At 65.4% G+C, this 20,331-nt stretch carries 24 protein-coding genes; 15 read left to right on the plus strand and 9 right to left on the minus strand.

From position 1 onward, the window contains the following. Window positions 1-45 precede the first annotated feature (45 nt). Both AX725_RS07230 and AX725_RS07235 read right to left on the minus strand, forming a co-directional pair. Entirely contained in the window at window positions 46-507 is a 462-nt protein-coding gene (locus AX725_RS07230) for a hypothetical protein (RefSeq protein WP_060978912.1), read from the minus strand. Window positions 508-527: 20 nt separating this feature from the next. Further along, window positions 528-1,226, minus strand: coding sequence for a MotA/TolQ/ExbB proton channel family protein (locus tag AX725_RS07235; RefSeq protein WP_066114756.1), 699 nt, complete (start codon window positions 1,224-1,226; stop codon window positions 528-530). Window positions 1,227-1,467: 241 nt separating this feature from the next. Here AX725_RS07235 and flgB point away from each other — a divergent pair, with 241 nt between their 5' ends. From flgB to AX725_RS07300, 13 genes are all read left to right on the plus strand, one after another. Continuing rightward, window positions 1,468-1,818 (plus strand): flagellar basal body rod protein FlgB, encoded by a 351-nt coding sequence (gene flgB / locus AX725_RS07240; RefSeq protein ID WP_023838682.1) that lies wholly within the window; start codon window positions 1,468-1,470, stop codon window positions 1,816-1,818. 15 nt (window positions 1,819-1,833) lie between these two features. Further along, window positions 1,834-2,226 carry a flagellar basal body rod protein FlgC gene (gene flgC / locus AX725_RS07245; RefSeq protein WP_060978910.1) on the plus strand — a complete coding sequence of 131 codons (393 nt, stop codon included), beginning with the start codon at window positions 1,834-1,836 and terminating at the stop codon, window positions 2,224-2,226. Continuing rightward, window positions 2,223-2,879 (plus strand): flagellar hook assembly protein FlgD, encoded by a 657-nt coding sequence (locus AX725_RS07250; RefSeq protein ID WP_060978909.1) that lies wholly within the window; start codon window positions 2,223-2,225, stop codon window positions 2,877-2,879. Before flgC ends, AX725_RS07250 begins: the two co-directional genes overlap by 4 nt. Before the next feature lie 67 nt (window positions 2,880-2,946). Beyond that, the gene (locus tag AX725_RS07255) at window positions 2,947-3,777 is read left to right on the plus strand and encodes a flagellar hook-basal body complex protein (RefSeq protein ID WP_060978908.1); all 831 of its coding nucleotides are present in this window, start codon (window positions 2,947-2,949) and stop codon (window positions 3,775-3,777) included. Between the two features lie 49 nt (window positions 3,778-3,826). After that, a complete protein-coding gene (locus tag AX725_RS07260) occupies window positions 3,827-4,570 on the plus strand; it encodes a flagellar basal body rod protein FlgF (RefSeq protein ID WP_060978907.1) in 744 nt (247 codons plus the stop codon). Between the two features lie 25 nt (window positions 4,571-4,595). After that, complete coding sequence (gene flgG / locus AX725_RS07265) at window positions 4,596-5,387, plus strand: flagellar basal-body rod protein FlgG (RefSeq protein ID WP_060978906.1); 792 nt, start codon at window positions 4,596-4,598, stop codon at window positions 5,385-5,387. Window positions 5,388-5,393: 6 nt separating this feature from the next. Further along, window positions 5,394-6,092, plus strand: coding sequence for a flagellar basal body L-ring protein FlgH (locus AX725_RS07270; protein WP_066043920.1), 699 nt, complete (start codon window positions 5,394-5,396; stop codon window positions 6,090-6,092). Window positions 6,093-6,104: 12 nt separating this feature from the next. Then, window positions 6,105-7,217: a flagellar basal body P-ring protein FlgI gene (locus tag AX725_RS07275; RefSeq protein WP_099046527.1), complete on the plus strand. Its 1,113-nt coding sequence runs from the start codon at window positions 6,105-6,107 to the stop codon at window positions 7,215-7,217. Beyond that, window positions 7,214-7,576 (plus strand): rod-binding protein, encoded by a 363-nt coding sequence (locus AX725_RS07280; protein ID WP_208597975.1) that lies wholly within the window; start codon window positions 7,214-7,216, stop codon window positions 7,574-7,576. Before AX725_RS07275 ends, AX725_RS07280 begins: the two co-directional genes overlap by 4 nt. Then, window positions 7,573-8,904 (plus strand): flagellar hook-associated protein FlgK, encoded by a 1,332-nt coding sequence (gene flgK / locus AX725_RS07285; RefSeq protein WP_060978903.1) that lies wholly within the window; start codon window positions 7,573-7,575, stop codon window positions 8,902-8,904. Before AX725_RS07280 ends, flgK begins: the two co-directional genes overlap by 4 nt. Before the next feature lie 19 nt (window positions 8,905-8,923). Continuing rightward, the gene (locus AX725_RS07290) at window positions 8,924-9,793 is read left to right on the plus strand and encodes a flagellin (protein WP_060978902.1); all 870 of its coding nucleotides are present in this window, start codon (window positions 8,924-8,926) and stop codon (window positions 9,791-9,793) included. Window positions 9,794-9,948: 155 nt separating this feature from the next. Continuing rightward, window positions 9,949-10,812 carry a flagellar motor stator protein MotA gene (gene motA / locus AX725_RS07295; RefSeq protein WP_060978901.1) on the plus strand — a complete coding sequence of 288 codons (864 nt, stop codon included), beginning with the start codon at window positions 9,949-9,951 and terminating at the stop codon, window positions 10,810-10,812. A gap of 3 nt (window positions 10,813-10,815) precedes the next feature. Then, window positions 10,816-11,814 carry a flagellar motor protein MotB gene (locus AX725_RS07300; protein WP_060978900.1) on the plus strand — a complete coding sequence of 333 codons (999 nt, stop codon included), beginning with the start codon at window positions 10,816-10,818 and terminating at the stop codon, window positions 11,812-11,814. Window positions 11,815-11,834: 20 nt separating this feature from the next. On the opposite strand, the gene ribH is transcribed toward AX725_RS07300, so the two are convergent. The 5 genes from ribH to AX725_RS07325 all read right to left on the minus strand — a co-directional run bounded on the left by ribH (window position 11,835) and on the right by AX725_RS07325 (window position 15,875). Next, window positions 11,835-12,257 carry a 6,7-dimethyl-8-ribityllumazine synthase gene (gene ribH, locus AX725_RS07305; protein ID WP_060978899.1) on the minus strand — a complete coding sequence of 141 codons (423 nt, stop codon included), beginning with the start codon at window positions 12,255-12,257 and terminating at the stop codon, window positions 11,835-11,837. Window positions 12,258-12,297: 40 nt separating this feature from the next. Then, on the minus strand, window positions 12,298-12,891 hold the full coding sequence (locus AX725_RS07310; RefSeq protein ID WP_060978898.1) for an ABC-type transport auxiliary lipoprotein family protein: 594 nt from the start codon (window positions 12,889-12,891) through the stop codon (window positions 12,298-12,300). A gap of 11 nt (window positions 12,892-12,902) precedes the next feature. After that, a complete protein-coding gene (locus tag AX725_RS07315) occupies window positions 12,903-13,850 on the minus strand; it encodes an MlaD family protein (RefSeq protein WP_060978897.1) in 948 nt (315 codons plus the stop codon). Between the two features lie 67 nt (window positions 13,851-13,917). Further along, window positions 13,918-14,766: an ABC transporter ATP-binding protein gene (locus AX725_RS07320; protein WP_060978896.1), complete on the minus strand. Its 849-nt coding sequence runs from the start codon at window positions 14,764-14,766 to the stop codon at window positions 13,918-13,920. Continuing rightward, window positions 14,763-15,875 carry an ABC transporter permease gene (locus AX725_RS07325; RefSeq protein WP_066114761.1) on the minus strand — a complete coding sequence of 371 codons (1,113 nt, stop codon included), beginning with the start codon at window positions 15,873-15,875 and terminating at the stop codon, window positions 14,763-14,765. Before AX725_RS07325 ends, AX725_RS07320 begins: the two co-directional genes overlap by 4 nt. 130 nt (window positions 15,876-16,005) lie before the next feature. Here AX725_RS07325 and AX725_RS07330 point away from each other — a divergent pair, with 130 nt between their 5' ends. Further along, window positions 16,006-16,734 carry an HAD family hydrolase gene (locus AX725_RS07330; protein ID WP_286130821.1) on the plus strand — a complete coding sequence of 243 codons (729 nt, stop codon included), beginning with the start codon at window positions 16,006-16,008 and terminating at the stop codon, window positions 16,732-16,734. Window positions 16,735-16,768: 34 nt separating this feature from the next. Then, on the plus strand, window positions 16,769-18,208 hold the full coding sequence (locus AX725_RS07335; protein WP_060978895.1) for a M24 family metallopeptidase: 1,440 nt from the start codon (window positions 16,769-16,771) through the stop codon (window positions 18,206-18,208). A 70-nt stretch (window positions 18,209-18,278) separates the two neighbouring features. On the opposite strand, the gene AX725_RS07340 is transcribed toward AX725_RS07335, so the two are convergent. Both AX725_RS07340 and hisC read right to left on the minus strand, forming a co-directional pair. Further along, complete coding sequence (locus AX725_RS07340; RefSeq protein ID WP_060978894.1) at window positions 18,279-19,190, minus strand: prephenate/arogenate dehydrogenase family protein; 912 nt, start codon at window positions 19,188-19,190, stop codon at window positions 18,279-18,281. Continuing rightward, window positions 19,187-20,287, minus strand: a complete 1,101-nt coding sequence (hisC, locus tag AX725_RS07345) for a histidinol-phosphate transaminase (RefSeq protein WP_060978893.1) — start codon at window positions 20,285-20,287, stop codon at window positions 19,187-19,189. Before hisC ends, AX725_RS07340 begins: the two co-directional genes overlap by 4 nt. Window positions 20,288-20,331 lie beyond the last annotated feature (44 nt).

Genomic DNA, 20,331 nt, shown 5'->3' on the forward strand with positions numbered 1-20,331 from the left:
CTTTGATGACTGTGCCCCGATCACAGCAAGGTCCGTGCCAGAAACTTAGCGCCCGGCCTTTTCGCGGGCGCGGATCGTGATCAGCACGGTTCCGTCCGCTGCCGCCTGACCCTCGCCGGGTCGCGCCAGGTCGGGCAGCATCGCGCCATCGCCGACGCCCTGTTCTGCCAGCACACGCATGATCGCCGCCGTCCGCGCCGCTGCAAGTTCCCAGCGATCGAGCCTGGAGCTGCGCTTGGACGCCACCACGGGAACGGCAATGGCGAATTCCGCCTGCCGATTCTTGCCGCCAAGCGCGGCAACCGACTGCCTGCCCCTTGCCGTCAGCCGTGCCTCCTGCGGTTCGAAAAGGGCGGTCAGCTTCAACCGCACCTGCTGCGCGCGTGCGACCTTGTCTTGGCCGAAGCTTTCGGAAAACGCGTCGGCCACGGCGGGATGGCGATCGCCGACGCTGGCGATCATCGCCATCACGCCGGTCATGATCAGCGCGAGGTCCAGAAACGACAATGTAGTCCGCTGCGCCGGCGTCATATATGTTCCACCGGGCGCGGCGGCTGCGCCTCTGCCTCTTCCTTGCGTTTCTGTGCAGCGGCAATGTCGGCATATTCGCGCCGTCCGATATCGACGAGGCGGCGTGCGGCATCCTCTTCCCAGTGAATCTGTTCGCCTGCGATGCGCGCGAGACGCTGCGCGATCGGCCCCGCAATCACGTTCGCCAGCACCAGCCCATAAAGGGTGGTCAGCAACGCAACCGCCATCGCTCGGCCGATCGAAGCGGCATCGCTGACATTGCCGAACAGCAGGATCAGCCCGATCACGGTACCCAGCATCCCCATGGCGGGCGCACAATCGGCGACATTCTCCCAGAAGCGCACCATCGCGGTCAGGCGCGCGCGGCGCTGCGCCGCCAGCCGGACGATCGCGGCCTGGAATCCGTCGAGCGAACGGTGGTTGGCCATGGCATCGGCGGCGGCGGACACGAACGCTCCGCCCGACTTCACCCGGTCGGCGCAGCTGATGCCGCGGCTTTCGACCATATGCTCGATGCGCAGGACCGCGCGATAGCCGTCATCGGCCTGCTCCTGAACCTTCAGCCACAATTCGCGGCGCAGCGCGGAAAAGCCGCTCAACGCGGCGGCCGTACCGTTCTGCGCCCAGGCGACGGCAAAGCTGGTGCCCACCACGCCCAGCAGCGCGGCGGGATCGATAAAGGCGGCAATCGACATCGCGTATCCGTTCAAACCCCCGATTGCCCCCGGCACAGCGGCAGAAAATTGCCGCCGGACTGGCAGATAATTGCCACCCGCTCCACGGATCGTTGACGCATGACCAGGGGCCATCCCGTCCAGAACCGCGGATTTCGGGTATTTCCCTCAATTGGCACAGGCTTTGCTTCTCCCTTGGGCGACGCATTCCGTCCATCGCTTAGGACGGCAGATGCAGCCACAGTTTAAGAGGAATGGTCCCATGGGGGCAGACAGGCTTTTCGGAATGCACGGCACGGCGCTGCAGCTGCGATCGCAGCGGCTGTCGATGCTGGCATCGAACATCGCCAATGCCGGCACGCCCGGATACAAGGCGCGCGACCTGGACTTCGACAAGGCCATGCAGCGCGTGCAGAGCGGCGATACGCTGGATGCTGCGCTGGGCGAGAATGCGGGCTATCGCATTCCGCTCCAGCCCTCGATGGACGGCAATACCGTCGAGCTTTCGACCGAGCAGACGCTGTTTGCCGAAAATGCCATCGGCTATTCGACCACGCTTTCCTTCCTCGAGGGCCGCGTCGCGACGCTGACCCGCGCGATCAAGGGAGAATAAGCCGTGCCCGGTCCCATGAGCATCTTCGACATTTCGGGCCGCGCCATGTCGGCCCAGTTGTCGCGGATGAACACCACCGCGTCGAACCTGGCCAATGCCCGCACCACCTATGCGAGCGAGAAAGAGGCCTATCGCGCGATCAAGCCGGTGTTCAAGACCATCGAGGAACGCCCCGGCGTCGCCACCGTGCAGGTTGAAAAGGTCATCCAGTCGGACATCAAGCCGGTCAAGCGACACGATCCCACCAATCCGCTCGCCGATGACGAGGGCTATGTCTGGGATGCGGGCGTCGATGAGACCGCCGAGCTGATCGATATGCTCGAGACAGCCCGGCAATATCAGAACAACGTGCAGGTGATGCAGACCGCCAAGTCGCTGATCCTCGATACCGTGAGGATGGGCAAATGACGACGATCACCAATGATTTCGTGTCGAGCCTTCAGAAGAAGACCGACAGCATTCCGAGCAACAACACCAAGGAATCGCTGGATCAGACCGCGTTTCTCGAACTCATGACCGCGCAGCTGAAGTTTCAGGATCCGTTCAATCCGGTCGAGAACAAGGACATGGTCGCGCAGATGGCGCAATTCAGCCAGGTTGCCGGCATCTCCGAAATGAACACATCGCTCAAGTCGATGGCGGCATCGTTCGGTACCTCGCGCCTTGCCGAAGCCGCCAATTTCATCGGCCGATCGGTGCTGCAGGATGGCGACACGGCCTATGCCGATGCGCAGGGCCGCTATTCGGGCGAGTTCAACCTCGCCAATCCGGCGAGCAACGTCTCGCTCGAATGGCTCGATGGCGCGGGCAATGTCGTCCACACGCAGGAAATGGGCGCGCTCCAGGCGGGCCGCGTCCCCTTCCAGCTCGTCAGTGAGGACGACAATGGCAACCCTGCCAATATCGGCCCGCTCAAGGTGCGCATCAAGGGTGCCACCGCTTCCACCATGTCGACCTGGCTGCCGGTGACGGCGGTCGAATCCAGCAGCACCGGCGCCGACGCCATGCTGGTGACCCCCGCCGGTTCGATCTCCGCCAGCAGCGCCAGACGCATCGCCTGACCTGCCCGACCTACCAACCCGAACGACCCGTTTTCACCGACCAAGTTTCACTGAGGAGTAAGCCCAAATGTCCTTCATCACCTCGCTCAGCGGCCTCAAGGCAGCGCAGACGGACCTCGCCACCGTCTCGAACAACATCGCCAACTCGAGCTCGACCGGCTTCAAGAAGAGCAAGGCCACGTTCGGTGACCTGTTCGCCTCTGCCCCGACGCAGAGCACCAAGTCGGTCGCGGGCCAGGGCGTGCGCCTGACCGGCATCGTCCAGCAGTTCACGCAAGGCTCGCTCAACTCGACCGACCGCACGCTCGACCTCGCGATCGCGGGCGACGGCTTCTTCATCGTCGAAGGCTCCTCGCCGCGCCAGGCACAGAGCTTCACCCGCAACGGCAATTTCTTCGTCAACGTCAACCGCGAGGTGGTCGACAATATCGGTAACCGCGTGCAGATGCTGCCCGTTGATGCCAATGGCCGCGTGACCTCGACCAATCAGGCCGACCTGTTCGACTTCGTGCTGCCGCAGAACGATCCCGCCGATCCCAATGCGGTGCTTTCGAACATCACGATCAGCGACGAGGGCGTGGTCAGCGCCACCTTCTCAAACGGCACCCAGACGCGCATCGGCGCGGTGGCGATGGCGAGCTTTGCCGCCGCCGAAGGCCTTCGCCCGATCGGCGATGCGCACTGGCAGTCGACCGGCGTGTCGGGCACCCCGCTGATCAACCAGGCCGGCAACGGCCCGCTCGGCACGGTCCGCTCGGGCACGCTCGAAGCGGCGAATATCGACCTGACCGAAGAGCTGGTCTCGCTGATCGCGGCGCAGCGCAACTTCCAGGCGAACGCCCAGGCGCTCGAAACCGCGAACACGCTGACCCAGACGATCGTCAACCTGCAGACCTGATGATCCGCGCTTAACCCTTTCGTAATCCGCAACACCAAGGTGCCCTGACATGGACAAGATGATCCACATCAACCTGAAAGCCATGCAGGGCATCATGAATCGCCAGACGGCGATCGCCAACAACATGGCGAATGCGGACACGACCGGGTTTCGCGCAGAGATCGTCAACGCCCGCGCGCTCTATGTGCAGGGCGAAGGCCTGGCGAGCCGTGCCTCAACCAGCGAGGCGGTGGTCGGCGCGGACATGAACGCGGGCACGGTCGAGATGACCGGCGGGCCGCTCGACATCGCGATGAACGGCGATGCGCTGCTCGGCGTGCAGGCGGCCGACGGGGCGGAAGCCTATACACGGCGCGGCGACCTGATGGTCAACGAAAGCGGGCTGCTGACCACCGGGGACGGGTTCCCCGTGCTCGGCCAGGGCGGCCCGATCACGCTGCCCCAGGCGGACAAGATCAGCATCGCGTCCGACGGCACGATCTCGATCGTGCCGGCCGGAGGCGATCCCAACCAGCCGATCGAGGCGGGCCGCCTGAAGCTGGTCAGCCCGCAGGGCAGCGAGATCAAGAAGGGCCTGGACGGCCTGTTTAGGGTGCCGAACGACGGCGCCCTGCCCGAGGATCCCGACGCAACGGTGACCACCGGTGCACTCGAGGGGTCGAATGTGAACATGACCCAGGCGCTGGTCGACATGATCGAGGCCAGCCGCGCCTGGGAAACCCAGGTCAAGATGCTGACCACCGCGCAGGAAATGGACGATGGCGGCGCATCCATCATGCGGATGCCGAGCTGAGCCGAGCGAAACGGAGTGAAATGAGATGAGCAACGGAGCCCTTCAGGTCGCCCGCACCGGGCTGGACGCGCAGAACACCAAGATGCGCGTCATCGCCAACAACCTGGCGAACGTGAACACCACCGGTTTCAAGCGCGACCGGGCCAATTTCGAATCGCTGGCCTATCAGCAGCAGATTGCCCCGGGCGCCCGCGCCGATGCACAGAACCGCTATGCCACCGGCCTTTCGGTCGGCACCGGCGTGCGGGTCGCCAACACGAGCCGCATCGAAACCCAGGGTTCGGCCCAGATCACCAACAATTCGCTCGACGTGATGATCGAGGGCAATGGCTATTTCCAGCTGCAGCTGCCCGATGGCAGCTTCGCCTTCACCCGCGCAGGCAATTTCACCCAGACCGCCGACGGCCTGCTGGTCACGCAGGAAGGCCTGCCGGTCGTCCCCAACATCCAGATTCCGCCGGGCGTCACCAGCATCACCATCGGTTCGGACGGCATGGTTTCCGCCACGCTCGCCGGGCAGACCGATCCCAGCGAGCTGGGTCAGATGGAGCTTGCCAGCTTCGTCAATCCGGCAGGCCTGCAGTCGATCGGCAACAACCTGCTGACCCAGACCGCTGCCAGCGGCCCGCCGGTGACCGGTGCAGCCGGTATCGAAGGCCGCGGCACGATCCGCCAGGGCGTTCTCGAAGGATCGAACGTCAACATCGTCGAAGAGCTGGTCGACATGATCGAGACCCAGCGCGCCTATGAGGTCAATTCCAAGATGATCAAGGCGACCGACGAGATGCTGCAGTTCGCCAACCAGCAGGTCGGCTGAGGATAGATGACGATGCTTCGCACCTCTCTCCGCCACGGCCTGTCCGCAGCTCTGGTGGTCGCGCTGTGCGCGGCAACCCCTGCTCTGGCCAAGAAGAAGAAAGCGCCGATCCAGCCCGATCCGGACTATGCGCCGACCCTGTCGATGCCGCAGCCGGCGCCGGCCGTGCCCAATGGCGCGATCTTTCAGGCGAGCAACGGCTATTCGGCGCTGACCAATGGCGCGCGCGCCGCGATGGTGGGCGATGTGCTGACCATCGCGCTGGTCGAACGCACCCAGGCGGCCAAGTCCAACGGCGCCAATACCGAACGCAATGGCAGCATCGGCCTCACCCCACCGACCACCGGCCCCTTGAGCTTCTTCAACCCGTCCGATGTCGCGGCGGGCGGCAATACCAGCTTCCAGGGCACCGGCACGGCGCAGCAGTCCAACTCGCTGCAGGGCCAGATCACCGCGACCATCGCCGAGGTCTATCCCAATGGCACCATGCTGGTGCGCGGCGAGAAGCTGATCAGCCTCAACCGGGGTGCAGAACATATCCGTTTCAGCGGCATCGTTCGCGCCGTCGATATCAGCGCAGAGAATGTCGTCCCGTCGTCACGCGTCGCCAATGCGCAGATCATCTATGGCGGCACCGGCGAGATCGCGCGCGCCAGCCAGAAGGGCTGGCTGCAGCGCTTCTTCGAAATCATCAGCCCGTTCTGAAGGCCCATTGACATGACGCTTGCCTCCACCTTCCGCATGTTCGCCGCGCTGCTGCTGGCGCTGTGTGCCGCAACGCAGCCTGTCCAGGCCGAGCGCATCAAGGATCTGGGAGCGTTCCAGGGCCTGCGCGCCAACCAGCTGACCGGCTATGGCATCGTGGTGGGCCTGCCCGGGACCGGCGACGACAACCTGCAATATGCCACGCTGGCCATGCGCGGCGTGACCAATCGCTTCGGCCTGACGCTGCCGCCGGGCATCAACCCGGCCACCCGCAACGCCGCCGCGGTCATGGTCACGGCCGAGCTGCCCCCGATGGCCAAGCCCGGCCAGCGGCTCGACGTGACCGTTTCTGCCATCGGCCAGGCCAAGTCGCTGCGCGGCGGAACGCTGATCATGATGCCGCTGCTGGGTGCCGACGGGCAGATCTATGCCATGGCCCAGGGCAATCTGGCGGTGGGCGGACTGGGCGTGACCGGCGCGGACGGCTCTAACACGGTGGTCAACATTCCGTCGGTCGGCCGCATCGCCGGCGGGGCCACGGTGGAACGCACCGTGGATACCGGGTTCGACCAGAGCCCGCATCTGCTGTTCAATCTGAACGATGCCGACCTGACAACGGCGATGCGCGTTGCCGACGCGATCAACGGCCAGTTCGGTTATGCGCTGGCGGTGGCGAATGATGCCGTGTCAGTGCGGATCGCCGCCCCGGTGACTCCCCAGGAACGCGTGCTGATGATGTCCCGAATCGAGAACATTCCGGTGACCCCGGCCGAGGCCCCCGCGAAAGTAATTGTTAACGCGCGCACGGGTACGGTCGTTATCAATGGCGCGGTACGGATCGGGCCGGCGGCGGTAAGCCATGGCAAGCTGACGGTGAAGGTGCAGGAAGCCCCCACTGTCGTGCAGCCCGCGCCGTTCAGCCAGGGCCAGACCGCGGTCGAACAGCGCAGCCAGGTAGAGATCGAGGAACAGACCAACCCGGCATTCGAAATCACGAAAGGTGCCAACTTGTCCGAGATTGTGGAAACGATCAACGCCATCGGGGCCTCGCCGAGCGATCTCGCCGCGATCCTGGAAGCGCTGAAGCAGTCCGGCTCGCTCAAGGCGGAGCTCGTGATCCTGTGACCGTGATGCCCGCCTCTGCCGCCTTCCCGCTCGCGCGCACCAGCGCGGCATTGCCGCTCGACAAGCAGGCAAAGGCCGCTGCGTCCGCCGCCAGCGGCGCGCAGGGGGCCGCGCCCGGCAAGAGCGAGGCCGAAAAGGCCGAGCTGCGCAAGGCGGCACAATCGTTCGAGGCGATCTTCCTGCGCCAGATGATCGGTGCGATGCGCAGCGCCACCGATGGCGACACGCTGCTCGGATCAAGCGCGACCGACCAGTTTCGCGACCTGATGGACGCGCGCGTCGCCGAAGACATGGCCAGCAAGCAAAGCTTCGGCATCGCCGACATGGTGCTCAAGCAGTTCGGGATCGATAAGCCATGAGCAACCTGCTGAACATCGGTCGATCGGGCCTGCGCGCGTTTTCGCGCTCGATGGATGCGGTGTCGCACAACATCGCCAATGCCGAAAACCCGGATTATGTCCGCCGCAGCGTGGAGATGAGCGACGCCACCGTCTCGAGCTCGCTCAACCCCGCCTATCTGTCGCAGACCGGCCTCAACGGCGTGCGGGTCGCGCAGACGGTGCGCGCATCGGACGAGTTCATCGAGGCGCAGGTCCGCCAGTCGGGTGCCGCACGCATCCGGGCCGAGACCCAGCTCACCTGGATGGAGCGGATCGAAACCAATCTCGACAATGCCGGATCGAATGTCGGCAGCCGGCTCAACACCTTTTTCAGCCGCGCCGAAGAGGTGGCGGCAGCACCCTTCGACAATTCGCTCAAGCTCACCCTGCTCAGCGAGCTCGACGCGGTGGTCGATGCCTTCCGCCGCACCGCCAGCAACATGACGCTGACCGCGCAGCAGGTCAGCCAGGCTGCGACGCAGGAAGCCAATACGCTCAACGCTGCGCTGGAAAATCTCAACAAGATCAACCTCGACATCACCCGCACCAAGGAAGGCACCGATGCGCATGCCGGCCTGCTCGATGCGCGCGATGCGATGCTGGCGACAATCTCCGAAAAGCTGAACGCGACGATCAGCCTGGCCCCCAATGGTACCGCGACGCTCACCTATGGCGGACAGCAGCTGGCAGGGGTGAATTTCTTCGCTACCGTTACCTCCGCGTCCAATGCCGACGGCAGTCTGGCGCTGCAGGTCAATGGCGTCGCCGTGCCGGTGCCGAGCGAGGGATCGCTGGCCGGGCTCAGCCGCTCGGGCGCGACCGCGCAGGGGCGGCTCAACGATCTGACCGCGCTGGCGCAGCAGCTGGTGACCGATATCAACGCCTGGCAGGCCCAGGGACGCACGCTGGGCGGGGCGGCGGGTGCACCGCTGCTCACCATGCCGGGCGATGCCTCGACGCTCGCGGTGACGACGCGCGACATCAATCAGCTCGCGATCGCCGCCGCCGATGGCACGCCCAACGGCAATCTGCTGGCGCTGCCCGCCCTGCGCACCACGGCGGGTGTCGAGACGCAGTGGAACAATTTCATGGCGGGCTTCGCCACCAATCTCGCCTCGGTGCGCAGCGAATCCGACGCGGCGACCGCGCTTGACGAAGGCGCGCGCCGCCGCCGCGACGCGATGTCGGGGGTCGATCTCGACCGTGAAGCCGCCGATCTCATCCGGCTGCAACAGGCCTATGAAGCGTCGGCCCGGGTGATCCAGGTCGCGCGCGAAACCATGCAATCCATCCTGAATATCTTCTAACGCGACAAGGCACGACATCATGGTCCAATCCGTCAACCGCTATCGCGCACCACAGGATGTCACCCGGCAGGTGCGGCTGAGCCAGCAGATCGCCGATCAGCAGGCGCTGGTCAGCGGCGAAAGCCGCATCGCGCGCCCCTCGAACGATCCCAAGGCCTGGCTCGAGTCCTCGAACATCTCGCGCTTCCAGTCGGACGAAGCCGCCTGGGTCAACAATCTGGGCCGCGCCGACACCCGCGCCAACCAGGCCGAGGCGAGCCTCAACACCATCGTCAGCGGGCTCATCCGCACGCGCGAGCTGCTGCTGCTGGCCAATACCGGCACGATCAGCTCGGCCGACCCTGAAGTGCTCGCGCTCGAGGTCGAAGGGATCAACGCCGATTTCAACGATGCGCTCGGCCAGCGCGACAATTTCGGCGGGCAGCTGTTCGGCAACGGACCGGTCATCCGCATTCCGATGGGCGATGCCCGCTTCGTCGTGTCTGCGCCCAATCTGGACGAGGTCCAGGCGAATATCGACGTCGACGGAGGCGCTGGCGGAGCCACGCGCAGCCTGGAGCAGATCATGACCGATACCGCGGCCGCGATCCGCGACAATACGGCCACCGGCCAGGCCGCCAGAAATGCGCAGCTGACCGCGCTCGACGGCGCGATCGACCGCATGACGCAGCTGCTGACCCGCCAGGGCGTGGTGAAGAACTCGATCGAGTCCGCGCGCGAGGAGCTTGAGCAGAGCAAGCTGTCGCTGGCCTCGCGCAAATCGGAACTGGTCGATGCGAATGTCGCCGAGGCCCTGACCCGAATCCAGACGCTGCTGACCAACCTGCAGGCCACCCAGGCGGTCTATGCCAAGGTCTCGCAGCAGTCGCTGCTCGATTTCCTGCGCTGAGGGGGCGTTCGGTTAACGCGAAAGCCCAGGCTGTTAACCCTGTTTTGCGCTTAACCACGATCGTCAAAAGCCGTTCTACGATCTGAACGGGCCGGTTTTTCAGCCCGCATTGCGTCACCGTCCGGTGGGCAATTGTCACGATCAAGGGAACCGCGATGTTCGCAGCAATTGGCTTTGTCGTCCTGATCGCCATGGTGTTCGGCGGGTTCATCCTCGCCGGGGGCAGCATGGGCGTCATTCTGCACGCCCTGCCGCTGGAAATGATGATCATCGGCGGCGCGGCTGCAGGCTCGATGCTGATCGGCAATTCCGGCGCGCACATCAAGGCGATCGGCGGCGGCGTCAAGACCGCATTCAAGGGCGCCAAGTACAAGAAGCAGGATTTTCTCGACTGCATCTTCCTGGTGTCGAAGCTGATGAAGATGCTGCGCACCGAAGGCCCGGTGGCGCTCGAGCCGCATATCGAGGACCCCAAGAGCTCCTCGGTCTTTTCGGAATATCCCACGCTGCTCAAGGATACGACGCTGATCCACTTGATCTGCGATTCGCTGCGCCTCGTCGTCGTCTCGTCGGGCCAGCTCGATCCGCATGCGGTGGAGGATGTCGTCGATCAGGCGATCAAGACGCATCACCACGAGGCGGTCGGCCCCGCCGACGGCCTGCAGAACCTCGCGGACGCGCTGCCCGCGCTCGGGATCGTCGCGGCCGTTCTCGGGATCGTCAAGACCATGGGCTCGATCGACAAGCCGCCGGAAATCCTGGGCGAAATGATCGGTTCGGCGCTTGTCGGTACGTTTCTCGGGATCTTCCTGGCCTATGGCCTGGTCGGCCCGCTGGCCAATCGCTGCAAGCAGGTGATCGAAGCCGACGGCGCAATGTACCATGTCGCCAAGCAGATCATCATCGCCTCGCTCCACGGCCATCCGCAGCCATTGGTGATCGAAGCCGCGCGCTCGAGCCTGGGTCACGCCAACCAGCCGACCTTTGCCGACGTGTTCGACGGCATGCGGGGCCGCTAAGCCATGGCCAAGCGCAAGCCCGATCCGGTGGAGAATGTCCGCCCGATCATCGTCAAGAAGATCATCGAGGAAGGCCATGGCGGCCATCATGGCGGCGCCTGGAAGGTGGCCTATGCTGACTTCGTGACGGCAATGATGGCGTTCTTCCTGCTGATGTGGCTGCTCGGCGCGACCGAGGAAAAGGACCGCAAGGCGATTGCCGACTATTTCGCGCCGACCATTGTCGAACTGAAATCGGGCAGCGCCGGCTCCAACGGCCTGTTCGGCGGCGAATCTATCGTCGGCCGCGACGATTATCCCAACCGCGCCGGCCAGACCGGCACACAGTCGATCACCATTCCGCAGGATGCGACCGGCACTGCCGACGAGGCAGGCAACAGTGCCTATGCCACCTTGAGCCAGGAGCAGAAGGAGGCAATGAAGAAGGTGCAGCAGCTGGCCGAGCGCGAACAGTTCGAAAAGCTGAAAAAGCAGCTTGAAGAACGCCTGGGCGGCAGCGAGCAGCTGGCCAAGCTGATGAAGAATGTGCGCTTTACCGACACGCGCGAAGGCCTGCGCATCGATCTGGTCGATGAAGCCAATTTCAGCATGTTCGCGCTGTCGACCGACAAGCTGGTGCCCAAGGCGGCAGATCTGCTCAAGGAAGTGGCGCAGGTCATCAACGGCATGCCCAACCCGGTGATCATCCGCGGGCATACCGATGCGCTGCCCTATGCCTCTGGCAAGACGATGAACAACTGGATGCTCTCGACCAGCCGCGCCGAAGCGACACGCCGGGCGCTGGTGATGGGCGGGATCAATCCTGGCCAGGTCCACCGCATCGAGGGCGTGGCGGACAAGGAGCCGTACAACCCGGCAGACCGCAATGATCCGGCCAACCGCCGCATCTCGATCACGCTGGCCTTTACCGACGCAGCAAAGGGTGAAGGCCCCGTACCGGGAGCCAGGGCGCCCGGCGGCATGCCGTCACGCCCGGTGCCTGCGCCGCTCCCCTCCAAATAGGGGCGCGGCCGGGCACGGGATCAACCGGCCAGCTTTTCCGAGATTTCGAGCATGGCGATGGCGGCGCGGGCAGCGTCGCCGCCCTTGTCCTTCTCGTCCTTCTTGGCCCGTGTCAGTGCCTGAGCCTCGTTCTCGACCGTGAGAATGCCATTGCCGATGGGCAGGCCGTCGAGCGTCAGCGCCATGATCGCGCGCGCGCTTTCGTTCGAGACCACCTCGAAATGATAGGTCTCGCCGCGGATGATCACGCCGATCGCAACAAAGCCGTCATAACGCTGCGTTTCCGACGCCATGGCGATGGCGGCCGGGATTTCCAGCGCCCCGGGAACCGTCAGCGTTTCATGGCTGTGCCCCGCCGCCTTGATCGCGGCGCGCGCGCCCTCGAGCAGCAGATCGTTGAGATGGTCGTAGAAGCGTGCCTCTACGATGAGGAAATGCGCCATGGTCCGGATATCCTGTGATGAAACGAAAAAAGGGGGCTGATCAGCCGGTGGTCCAGGTCGCGACCTCGGCCGCGACCGTGTTTGCCGCCTGGTTCAATGCCGCACCGACCGTCACCGCGTCAACCGTCGCAACCGGGACGCTCGCCTCGAAGCGCTGCTTGCGAAGCGGGCTGCCCGGCTTGCGCACCACCGCATCGAAGCGGACGATCGCAGCGCGCCTGTCCTCATCATAGCCGAAGCGCTGGAGCTGGCCCGAGAGCATCGTGCTGCGCTCGGCGCCGGTCTCGACCTGGTCGAGCACCAGCCGCCCGCTCTTCGCCGCCAGCGTCTCGGCGAGCACGGTGCGGAACAGCCGAGCAGGCTTGTCCGCCCAGACCGCGTCCTTCACATAGGCGATGGCACTGTCGCTGACCTGCACCGGCACTCGCACCTGATCGAGCGTGCGCTCGACCGTGGGGGTATCGACGACGATCGCATCGGTCACCGAGGCGGATGCCATCGATCCCGCCCCCGGCGTGGCGCTGGAAGTGAGCGTCAGCAACTGCGGCGGCGCTTCGGAACCGAAGCTGACGCAACCGGCGAGCAAGGCGCAGGCAGCCCCGGCGGCCAGCAATGAACGGAACGTGGCGGTCATGGCGGGGCCTCTCAATTCTTCGGCTTGTAATCGGGCAGCGGCGGCGCGCTGAGCAGTCCGCCTGCGCCTTCCTGATCGATCTTCTCGGTGATCGCCGACAGCGCGCGCGCGGTGACGCGCAGGTCGCGCACCAGCGCCTCGGTCTCGGGCAATGTGGTGGTCGAGAACTGGCGCAGACCGGGCTTTGCCTCTTCCATCGTCTCGGTCAGCTTGACCAGCGCCTTGTCGGTATCGGCCAGCGTCTTGGCGAGCTGCCGCGCCAGCGGGCGGCCTTCGCTGTCGAGCACTTCCTTGGTCGATTGCGCGGTCATGCCGAGTTGCTCGGCGGCGACCCCCGCCTTGGTCAGCGTCACGCGCAGCTCGGCAAGCGCGGCGCGCAATTCGGGCGCGCTGTCGGCCAGCTCCCCGGTCAGCCGGCCCGAATTCTTGAGCAGGATCGAGATCGACTTCTGGTTTTCGTCCGAGAGGACCTGGGTGAAGCGCTCGGTCAATGTCGCCAGCCGCTCGATCAGCAGCGGCGCATTGTTGAGCAGTTCGCCGAGCGCGCCGGGCTTGGTCGGGATGACAGGCACGCCTTCGGGTCCCGGCTCGGTGATCTCGGGCGCGCCCTGCTTGGCACCGTCGAGCTGGATCTGCGACACGCCGGTAAAGCCGACGCCCTGGATGGTTGCGGTGGTGCCTTCGAGGATCGGCACATGCGCATCGACCTCTATCCGCACGCGCACGAACTGCGGGTCCTTGGCCCACAGCGCGATCTCGGTCACCTGGCCCGAGGGCACGCCCGAATAGGCGACCACCGATCCCTTGGCGATGCCGTCGACCGAGGTCTTGAAGAAGATGTCATAGGGCTGGCGATCGGTCTCGCCCAGCCCCGCCAGCCAGATGACAAAGGCGGCAATGCCTGCCAGCAGCACCAGGGTGACGGTCCCCACCCAGACATGATTGGCGCGTGTTTCCATGGCGTTGGTTATGCCCCTGATGTTCTGATGGTGTAAACCGCCAAAGCGGTGGCGGCGTTCCGGATGGTCATCGCAGGAACCCCCGGCTCTTGCTGCTGGCCGGAAGGCGCTTGCGCTTCAGCTCCTCGTCGGCATGGCTGACAGCGGCTGCGCGACCGCGCGGGCCGTTGAAATATTCCTGGATCCACGGATGATCGGTGGCGAGCAGCTCGGGAATGGTGCCGATGGCGATCACCTTCTTGTCCGCGAGCACCGCCACCCGGTCGCAGATCTCGTGCAGCGTATCGAGATCGTGCGTGATCAGGAACACGGTCAGGCCCAGCGTCCGCTGCAGCTCGCGGGTCAGCGCATCGAAGCGCGCCGCACCGATCGGGTCGAGCCCGGCAGTCGGCTCGTCGAGGAACAGCACGTCGGGGTCGAGCGCCAGCGCGCGCGCGAGCCCTGCGCGCTTTTTCATCCCGCCCGAAAGCTCGGACGGATATTTGTCCGCCGCATCTTCGGGCAGGCCCGACAGCGCGATCTTGTACAATGCGATCTCGCGCCGCAGCTTGCGCGAGATATGCGGATAGAATTCGGCGAGCGGTACCATCACGTTCTCGGCGACGGTGAGCGTCGAGAACAGCGCCCCGCCCTGGAACAGCACGCCCCAGCGGCTGCGGATCGAGACATCCTCTTCCTCGCCGTCGAGGATCGATTCACCCAGCACCTCTATGCGCCCGGCATCGGGACGTTGCAGCCCGATGATCGATCGCATCAGCACCGACTTGCCGGTACCCGACCCGCCGACCACGCCCAGAATCTCGCCATGCCGCACGTCGAGCGACAGGTCCTGATGCACCACCTGCTCGCCGAAGCTGTTGGTCAGCCCCGTGATGCGGATCGCGACGTCGCAGTCCTTTTCCCGCGCCGCGCTCATCCCCAGCCCACTTCGGTAAAGAAGACCGCGAAGAACGCGTCGAGCACAATGACCATGAAGATCGCCTGGACCACGGCGGCGGTGGTGCGCATCCCGACTTCCTCGGCATTGCCGCGCACCTGCATGCCCTGATAGCAGCCGGCGAGCGCGATGATCAGGCCGAAGACCGGCGCCTTGATCATGCCGACATAGAAATCGGTAATCGGCACCACTTCCTGGATGCGCACGACAAAAGTGGCAGGCGGGATCTCGAGCACGATCCAGCATAGGAACGCGCCGCCGATCATCGCGACGATCATCGAATAGAAGCCGAGCAGCGGCATCATCAGCACCGCAGCGGTCACGCGCGGCAGCACCAGCGCCTCGACCGGCGAGACGCCGATGGTGCGCATCGCATCGACCTCTTCGGTAAGCTTCATCGTGCCGATCTGCGCGGCAAAGGCGCTGCCCGATCGGCCCGCAACCATAATTGCGGTCATCAGCACGCCGAGCTCGCGGATGGTCAGTCGCCCGACCAGGTTGACCGTGAACACCTCCGCGCCGAACTGGCGCAGCTGCACCGCGCCCTGCTGCGCGATGACGATGCCGATCAGGAAGCTCATCAGCCCGACAATGCCGAGCGCCGACACGCCGACCAGCTCGAAATGGCGCACGGTTGCGGCCCAGCGGATGCGGCGCGGATGCGCGATCAGCGAGATCACCGAGCGCACCAGCGCGCCGAAAAAGCCGAGCATGCCGAGCATCGAGCCCAAGGCGGTCATCGTCGCTTCGCCGACGCTGCCGAGCACGCGGGCAAACACATTGGGCCGATGCGGCGGCTCGATATCGCTGATGTCCGATCGGCCCACCGCCTCGACCAGGCGGCTGCCCGATTCGCTCAGGTTTACGATCTCGCAACGGTGATCGCGCGCCAGGCGATAGACGACCCAGGCGCCGACGGTATCGATATGCCCCGCATCGGCCATATCGATCAGCGAAACCTGCTGGTCGATGGCCTTCAGCCTTCGGTCCAGATCGGCAATGGTGGTGATGTCGAGATTGCCGGAAAAGCGCAGCACCGCGCCGGTTTCACCGCGCTCTTCGATCGCAAAGTCGGCCGGGGCACCCATATACCGCCCTTCTTGTGCGATAAACGGTGCGATCACAAGCACCTTGGCGCACAATTGGTCGCAACGGATTTTGCCATCATGCAGGCCATACGCGGCAAGCACCGGCTTGTTTCCCGCCGCATTGGCGTTAATGCTCGCGGGCGTGGGGGAGAGGCTGGCCTTTTACGATATGGATCGGACGATTACCGTCCATCCGACATATGCGCGCTTCCTGCTGTGGATGGCGTTGCGCCATGCGCCGTGGCGGCTGGTGCTGCTGCCGCTCTCGCTGCTCGCCGCGATCGGCTATGTGCTGCGTCTGGTCAGCCGCGACCAGCTCAAGCAGATCAACCAGAGGCTGCTGCTCGGCGAGCTTCGGGTTGCTTCGGCTGCAGAATCCATGGCGGCCCATGCCGAGCATGTCTTTGCCACCAATATCCGCCCCGGCGCGCTCGAGCGTATCGCCGCCGATCGCGCCGAGGGCTATCGCATCGTCATCGCCACCGCATCCTACCGGCTCTATGTCGAGGCGATCGCGCGGCGCCTGGGGATCGACGACGTGATCGCGACCGACCTTGTCTCCTCGCACGGCACCGTGCAGCCGAAGATTGCCGGGCACAATTGCTACGGCATCCACAAGGCGGAGATGATCGCCGCCTGGATGGCCGAACACGGGCTCGATCCCGCACAGTGCGCTATCCGCTGCTATTCGGACCATGTCTCCGACATTCCGATGCTCGAACTGGCGCACGAGGCATTTGTCACCAATGCGCATATGCCGATGCGCGTCGTCGCGCGCGAACGCGGCTGGCCCGAGATCGACTGGCCCGGCGCGCTCGCCCCGCAGCACGGGGTGGCGCAACCGGGAGCGACCGGCTAGGCAGAAGGCAAGCCTGCAACATCCGGGGAGCCTCATGAAGACCGCCGCATCGATCCTGTCTGCCGCACTGGCATCCTGCCTCTCCCTTTCCGCTCCTGCATTAGCACAGGCGCCTGGCAATACCGCCGAGGCAGAGGCTCCAGACTATCCCGCCATCCTGCCCCTGCGCGACCAGGCGAAGCTGCGCGACGCCTGGCTCGCCCAGCGGCTGGAGACGGTCGTGCCTGCGCTGATGCGCGAACAGGGCGTCGATATGTGGGTGCTGATCGCGCGCGAATATGACGAGGACCCGGTGGTCGCGACCATGCTCGATGCCCGCTCGATGCACGCGCGGCGACGCACGATCCTGGTGTTCTTCGATCCGGGCGAAGGCAAGCCGGTCGAGCGGATGACGGTGAGCCGCTACGGCCTGGCCGGGCTGTTTGCGCCTGCCTGGGTGCCCGAGCAACAGCCCGACCAGTGGAAGCGCCTCGCCGAGATCGTCGCCGAGCGCAACCCGCAGAAGATCGCGCTCAACATCTCGTCGCAGACCGCGCTCGCCGATGGCCTGAGCCACAGCCAGTACGAGGATTTCGTCGGCGCGCTGGCCCCCGAATTTCGCGAGCGCATCGTGCCCGCCGGTCCGCTCGCGATCGGCTGGCTGGAAACGCGTATCCCGGCCGAGATGGAGGTCTATCCCTCGATCGTTCGCCTGGCGCACGCGATCATCGCCGAGGCGCTGTCCGACAAGGTCATCACGCCGGGCAAGACCACGGCCGAGGATGTGCAGTGGTGGATGCGCGAGAAGATCAGCGCGCTGGGCCTCAAGACCTGGTTCCATCCGTCGATCAACATCTTCCGCGCCAGCGAGGCGGGCGAACTGACCGGCGATGCCATCATCCAGCCCGGCGACATGCTGTGGACCGATTTCGGCATCACCTATCTCGGGCTCAACACCGATACCCAGCATCTCGCCTATGTCCTCAAGCCCGGCGAGAACGACGCGCCCGATGGCCTGAAGGCAGGCCTTGCCGCCGCCAATGCGGTGCAGGACATGCTGACCGGCGAATTCCGCGTCGGCCTGACCGGCAACGACCTGCTCGCCGCAGCGCGCGCCAGGGCGATCTCTTCGGGCTATCAGCCGAGCATCTATTCGCACCCTATCGGTTTCCACGGGCATGGTGCAGGCCCGGCGATCGGCTTCTGGGACAATCAGGACAGCAGCCCGGCAGGCCGCTATCTCGTCCGCGCCAATACCGCCTGGTCGATCGAGCTCGCCGTTACCAACAACGTGCCCGAATGGGGCGACAAGGCGGTCTCGTTCCGCACCGAGGAGGACATGTTCTTCGATGGCGAAAAGGTGGCGTATCTCGACGGGCGGCAGGACCGGTTCCACCTGATCCGGGGCGCGGCAGATGCACCGGTAGAGGCGACAGCACCCGCGGCGGAACCCGAAGCGCTGCCGGTCGAGCCGGTGGCGGATGCGGGCGAGTAATTCGCCCCCTATTGCTCCCCTCCCCTTCAGGGAGGGGAGCGCACTGCGGATTGCTGGTGCCGTTTCCGACCTAGCTGTGCGTCCGCCCGAAATCGGGCTTGGCATCGTCCTGGCCCTGTTCGATGATCGAGCGGCGGATCGCGCGGGTGCGGGTGAACAGGGCTTCGAGCTCGTCGCCCTTGTCCCAGCGGATCGCGCGCTGCAGTGCCGAGAGGTCCTCCGAGAAGCGCTGGAGCATCTCGAGCACCGCGTCCTTGTTCGACAGGAACACGTCGCGCCACATCACCGGGTCGCTGGCGGCGATGCGGGTGAAATCGCGGAAACCCCCTGCGGAATATTTAATCACCTCGCTCTGCGTCACGCCTTCGAGATCGCTGGCGGTGCCGACGATGGTATAGGCGATGAGGTGCGGCAGATGGCTGGTCACCGCGAGCACGAGGTCATGGTGGGCGGCCTCCATCGTCTCGACATTGGCGCCGAGCGCCTGCCAGAACGCGGCAACTCGCTCGCACGCCGCCGCATCGGCGCCGTCATCGGGGGTCAGGATGCACCAGCGGCCCTTGAACAAGGACGCAAAGCCTGCCTCCGGTCCGCTATTCTCGGTGCCCGCGACCGGGTGCGCGGGCACGATCACGGCCTCGGGCAGCGCCGAGCGCAAAGCAGTGAGCACGCTCGCCTTGCACGAGCCGACATCGCTAATGATCGTCTCGGGCGAGAGATGCGGGGCCATGGCAGCGGCGGCCGCGGCCATCGCGCCGACGGGGACGCACAGGATGACCATCTCGGCGCTCGCCAGTTCGGAGCCGAATGCGGCGTGATAGCCGTCGCACAGCCCGATCGCCTCGGCCCGCGCGCAGACATCGGCGCTGCGGTCATAGCCCAGGATGCGGGTGTCGGGCAGCGCCTGGCGCACCGCGCGCGCGATCGACGAGCCGATCAGACCGAGCCCGACGATCGCGATCGTGCCGAACGGCGCGCTCATGCGGTCACCAGATCGCGCAGCACGGCGGCGATAGCGCGCATATGCGCTTCCTCGCCGATGGTGATGCGCAGCGCATGGCCCAGCCCCTGGCCCTTGGGCCAGCGCACGATATAGCCCGCCTGCATCAGCGCCGCATAAGCCGCTTCCGCGCTCACCGCGCCCTCGAACAGCACGAGCAGGAAATTGGCATGGCTCGGCACCACGGTCACGCCATGATTGCCGAGCTGCGCGAGTTCGCCCGCCAGCCATTGCCGCCAGCGCGCATTGTGCTCGCGCGAGCGGGTGACGAAATCGGTGTCCGCCAGCGCTGCCAGCGCCGCGGCCTGGCCGGTGAGCGTTACGTTGAACGGCCCGCGGATCCTGTTCAGCGTGTCGATGATGCCTGGCGCGCCATAGCCCCAGCCGATGCGTTCGCCCGCCAGGCCATAGATTTTGGAGAAGGTGCGCGTGACCAGCACATTGGCATGGTCGCGCGCCAGATCGAGCCCGTGATCATCCTCGTCCGCATCCAGATATTCCGAATAGGCCTGGTCGAGCACCAGCAGCACATCCGACGGCAGACCGGCATGCAGCCGCGCGATCTCCGCACGGGGTGTCAGCGTACCGGTGGGGTTGTTGGGGTTGGCGAGATAGACGACGCGGGTGCGATCGGTGATGCAGGCGAGCAGCGCATCGACATCGGTGGCATAGAAGTTGTCTGGCGCAACTACCGGCGTCGCGCCGCAGCGCCGTGCGGCAATGTCGTAGACCGAAAAGCCGTAGCGGACATACACGACCTCATCGCCCTGCCCGGCATAGCCCTGGGCCGCCAGGTTGAGCAGCTCGTCCGATCCCGTCCCGCACACGATGCGCGCCGGATCGAGCCCGTGCAGCTTGCCGATCGCCTCGCGCAGCGCGGTGCTGTCCGGATCGGGATAGAGCGAGGGGGCGAGCGCCGCACCGTGCGCGCGTGCCTCCAGCGCTGCCGGGCTGGTGCCAAGCGGGTTCTCGTTGGCGGAGAGCTTGACGAGCGGACGGCCGTCATCGCCGACCGACTTGCCGGGAACATAGGCGTGAATGGATGCGATCCACGATTTGGGCTGGGGCTGGCTGGTCATGGGCCGGGCGCATAGCGCGAGTCGAACGAGAGGGAAAGCGGCGA

It is taken from the genome of Blastomonas sp. CCH9-A1, from assembly GCF_001557175.1.
GTDB lineage: Bacteria > Pseudomonadota > Alphaproteobacteria > Sphingomonadales > Sphingomonadaceae > Blastomonas > Blastomonas delafieldii_A.